We start from the raw sequence: 3,517 nt of genomic DNA on the forward strand, positions 1-3,517 counted from the left end.
CGGGCGATGCGGTGGAGATCATGCCCCGATATGTCCAACCCCCGTTTCACCAGCAACTCGTGGTATCGTGGATAGGGTCGCACCATCGTCGCCCAGTTGGCCGAAAAGAAATGACGGATCAGAAAAGCCTTTTCTTCAAGGGTCAGATGGGCCGCCGGACGTTGTGCATGTTCGAGAAAAAGGTCGAGGATCTTGCCTGTGCCGATTTCCTGCAACTGCAACAGGAGGGATGGAGTGAAATTGAATGTGGCGCGAACGCCCTGAAATTTTTCCAGCAGATAGGCCATGTCATAATAGGCCTTGGTCGCGTGCAGGCGTACCCACGGCATGCTGGCCGATCCGGCCACCGGATCGGTGTAATAGGGCTGGTGCATATGCCACAGGAAACACACGTGGGCATGCTTCATCGTTGAGGATTCCCTTTCTGTCGGCGAGTATGTCATAGGGGGTATGAGCATGCAATCCGCGGGGCGAATTTATGATCGAACCATCGCATGAGGAGTTGAGATGGTGACATTTCTTCGGTATTGGGGACCGGTGTGCGGATATGCCGGGTTCATTTTCTATTTATCCGCGCAGCCTCATCCCGAAACCCACGTGCCGTTCGTCACTCATTTCAGTGATAAGGTCTTGCATGCCATTGAATATGCGGTATTGGGCGCATTGTGCTATCGGGCAATCCGTGGAAGTGGATATGAGGCGTGGAAACAGCAAGCGATTCCCGCGGCCATTCTTCTGGCTTCGTTGTACGGGGTGAGCGATGAGGTCCATCAAGCGTTCGTTCCGTTCCGAGATTCGAGCTGGCTCGATTGGCTGGCAGATACCGTTGGAGCCGCGCTCGGAGTGACCGCCATGCATCGGGTGTTGAACGTCAGACCGGCCGGCTCGATTCCGGAAGCGACGCCGTAGCGCCGATCAAATGCGTAGTGTTCGTGACAAGTCGCGGGACGCTCGCTATACTTTGCGAAATATGCTGTCGGCCAACACAACGCCTTCCAAAGCTCTATTGTCTCCTCCTGATCCAACACTCATTGCCCGGACCCTCGAGACCCGTGTGTCTCCCGGCCTCGTCTTGAGGGCTCTGACGCCATTGGCAGGAGATGCGTCCAATCGGCGCTACTATCGAGCCGCCATGGCGGGCGGACCGCCACATTCGGTGATCGTGATGCAGCTCGCTGAGCCGGAAGGATTCAAACAATCTGAAGAGGCGGTGAGTGGAGGGATACCTCAGAGCTTCGAATTGCCGTTCGTCAACATCTTGTCGCATTTAACCAAGGCGAACGTGCCGACGCCGGTACTCCACTATTATGATCAATCCGCAGGGCTGCTTTACCTGGAAGATTTCGGAGATGTGACGTTGGCGGAAGCCATTGGTCAGACGGATGCGCCGGGAGTGAAGTCGCTGTACAAGCAGGCTATCAACGTCCTGGTCCGGATGCAGGTCGATGCCACGACGTCGGCGGATTCGGGCTGCGTGGCGTTTCACCGTAGCTTCGACGTGCCGTTGTTGATGTGGGAATTCGATCACTTCCTGGAGTATGGAATCGTGGCGCGCAACGGCCAACCGTTGCCCGGTGAGGACGCCACGGCAATAAAGCGGGAGTTCGGATGGATTGCTGAACTGCTCGCGGGGCAGCCGCGCGTCTTCACGCACCGGGATTACCACTCCCGCAACTTGATGGTCGACGGGCGGCGGATCGGCGTGATCGACTTTCAAGATGCCTTGATGGGACCGGCGACCTATGACGTCGCTTCACTGGTGCGGGACGCATACATTCAGCTCGACGAAGTCCTCGTCGACGATTTGGTGGGATACTATCTCGACCAGCTGGCCGATCGGCGTTTCGTCTGGACCGATCGCGCCGCGTTCCGGCGACTGTTTGATTTGACGAGCATTCAACGCAATCTGAAGGCGGCCGGCCGGTTTGTCTACATTGATCGGGTCAAAGGCAACCCGAAATTCTTGGCCGATATTCCTCGCGTCTTGAGTTACGTCAAACGCAATCTTGAAAAATATCCTGAGCTGAATACACTTCGGAAGCATCTCAGTCCGCATGTGCCGGAGCTCCAATAACCGGTGAAGGGTAAGGAGTTAGGGGTGAAGAGGGGACGAATCACTCAATTATTCTTCGCCCCTCACGCCTTGCCGCTTACTCCTCACTGGACTTTATGAAAGCCATGATTCTTGCGGCAGGTCTTGGCACCCGCCTGAGACCGCTGACGAACACCATTCCAAAACCGTTGCTGCCGGTCGGCGGAACGCCGCTCATCGTCTGGAACTTGCTGCTGCTGAAGCGGCATGGGTTCAGCCAAGTCGTCATCAACCTGCATCATCTGGGACCGATGATCGAACAGGCATTGGGTACAGGGTCGAAATTCGGGATTCGGATTATTTACCCTCACGAGCCGGTCCTCCTGGGGACCGGCGGTGGGGTTAAACAGGCCGAGCCTCATTTTTCTGGGGAACCGGTTTTGATTCTCAACGGAGATACGCTCGTGGAATTGGACCTTGAGGCGCTCCGCGATTTTCACCGCGCGCGCAACGCGGCGGCGACATTGGTGCTCCGGGAAGATCCGGACGCTGCCCGCTGGGGGCTCGTTGAGATTGGAGACCAAGGGCAAATCCTGCGGATCACCGGAAAAGGGCTGATGAATTCCATTCCGACGGCGTCGCGCATGTTCGCCGGGATTCACATCTTGCACCCTCGATTGCTCAGGCAGGTGCCGAAGGGGGTGACTTCCTCGATTATCGGCCCCTATGTGGGAGCCATCGAGCGGGAAGAGCCGGTATTCGGGTATGACCTACAGGGGTACTGGTCGGACATCGGCACGGCCGAGCGTTATACACAGGCGGAACGGGATGTCCGAGCGGGACTCATTCGTTTGGAAGACCGGCAGCCTGTTGAGCCGCACGTTCCACTCAAGTAAAAGAGTTGATCCAAACCGTGGCGATTCACGATCGACTGACGGCCACTCCATTGCACGTATCCCGTTGCTTATCCCTTTTGCTGTTTGAGTAACCGAGCCAGATAGGTTCGTTGGAGCTTGAGGGATTCGGCGGCTTTCGTCTGATTGCCCTCTGCGTGCTCCATCGCCCGCGCGATGATGTAGCGGCTGTGTTGCTCCATTGATTCATGATAGGGCAGATTCAGATATGAAGCCTCGTCTCTTCGGTGGAGACTGGTATCATCTGGCAGAAGTGCCAACATCTCCGGCTCGATAATATCTTTCGGGCTCAAGACGACAGCGCGCGCGATCACATTATCCAATTCCCGAATGTTTCCTGGCCAGGAGTAGCGGGTCAAGGCATTAAGGGCGGCTGTACTCAGAGCCATGCCAGGTCGTTTCGCATCTCTTGTATGTCGATCCAAAAAGAACTGGGCCAGGGCCGCGACATCCCCTGATCGTTCGCGAAGCGGAGGCAGGGTCAGAGTCACGACGTTGAGCCGAAAATAGAGATCTTCGCGGAACTGCCCCGCTCTCACAGCTTGCCGAAGATCCTTGTTCGTGGCCGCAA

At 56.6% G+C, this 3,517-nt stretch carries 4 protein-coding genes and 1 pseudogene; 3 read left to right on the forward strand and 2 right to left on the reverse strand.

The genetic code is table 11. The annotated features are described in order from the left end of the window. Positions 1-407, reverse strand: a pseudogene (locus ACOSYY_RS17640) (glycoside hydrolase family 57 protein); the annotation flags it as partial. 100 nt (positions 408-507) lie between these two features. Here ACOSYY_RS17640 and ACOSYY_RS17645 point away from each other — a divergent pair. The 3 genes from ACOSYY_RS17645 to ACOSYY_RS17655 all read left to right on the forward strand — a co-directional run bounded on the left by ACOSYY_RS17645 (position 508) and on the right by ACOSYY_RS17655 (position 2,928). Next, positions 508-909 (forward strand): VanZ family protein, encoded by a 402-nt coding sequence (locus ACOSYY_RS17645; protein WP_421664145.1) that lies wholly within the window; start codon positions 508-510, stop codon positions 907-909. Positions 910-1,054: 145 nt separating this feature from the next. Continuing rightward, entirely contained in the window at positions 1,055-2,074 is a 1,020-nt protein-coding gene (locus ACOSYY_RS17650; RefSeq protein ID WP_421664146.1) for an aminoglycoside phosphotransferase family protein, read from the forward strand. Positions 2,075-2,169: 95 nt separating this feature from the next. Continuing rightward, a complete protein-coding gene (locus ACOSYY_RS17655; protein ID WP_421664147.1) occupies positions 2,170-2,928 on the forward strand; it encodes a nucleotidyltransferase family protein in 759 nt (252 codons plus the stop codon). Positions 2,929-2,996: 68 nt separating this feature from the next. Here ACOSYY_RS17655 and ACOSYY_RS17660 read toward each other — a convergent pair. Then, positions 2,997-3,517: AAA-type ATPase lid domain-containing protein (locus ACOSYY_RS17660; protein WP_421664148.1), on the reverse strand; the 521-nt coding region annotated here is incomplete at its 5' end.

This window comes from Nitrospira sp. BLG_2 (assembly GCF_049222245.1).

Excerpts from the sequence above, each read along its gene's own strand:
- ACOSYY_RS17645 (WP_421664145.1), top strand. The coding sequence starts at position 508 with ATGGTGACATTTCTTCGGTATTGGGGACCGGTGTGCGGATATGCCGGG.
- ACOSYY_RS17655 (WP_421664147.1), top strand. The coding sequence starts at position 2,170 with ATGAAAGCCATGATTCTTGCGGCAGGTCTTGGCACCCGCCTGAGACCG.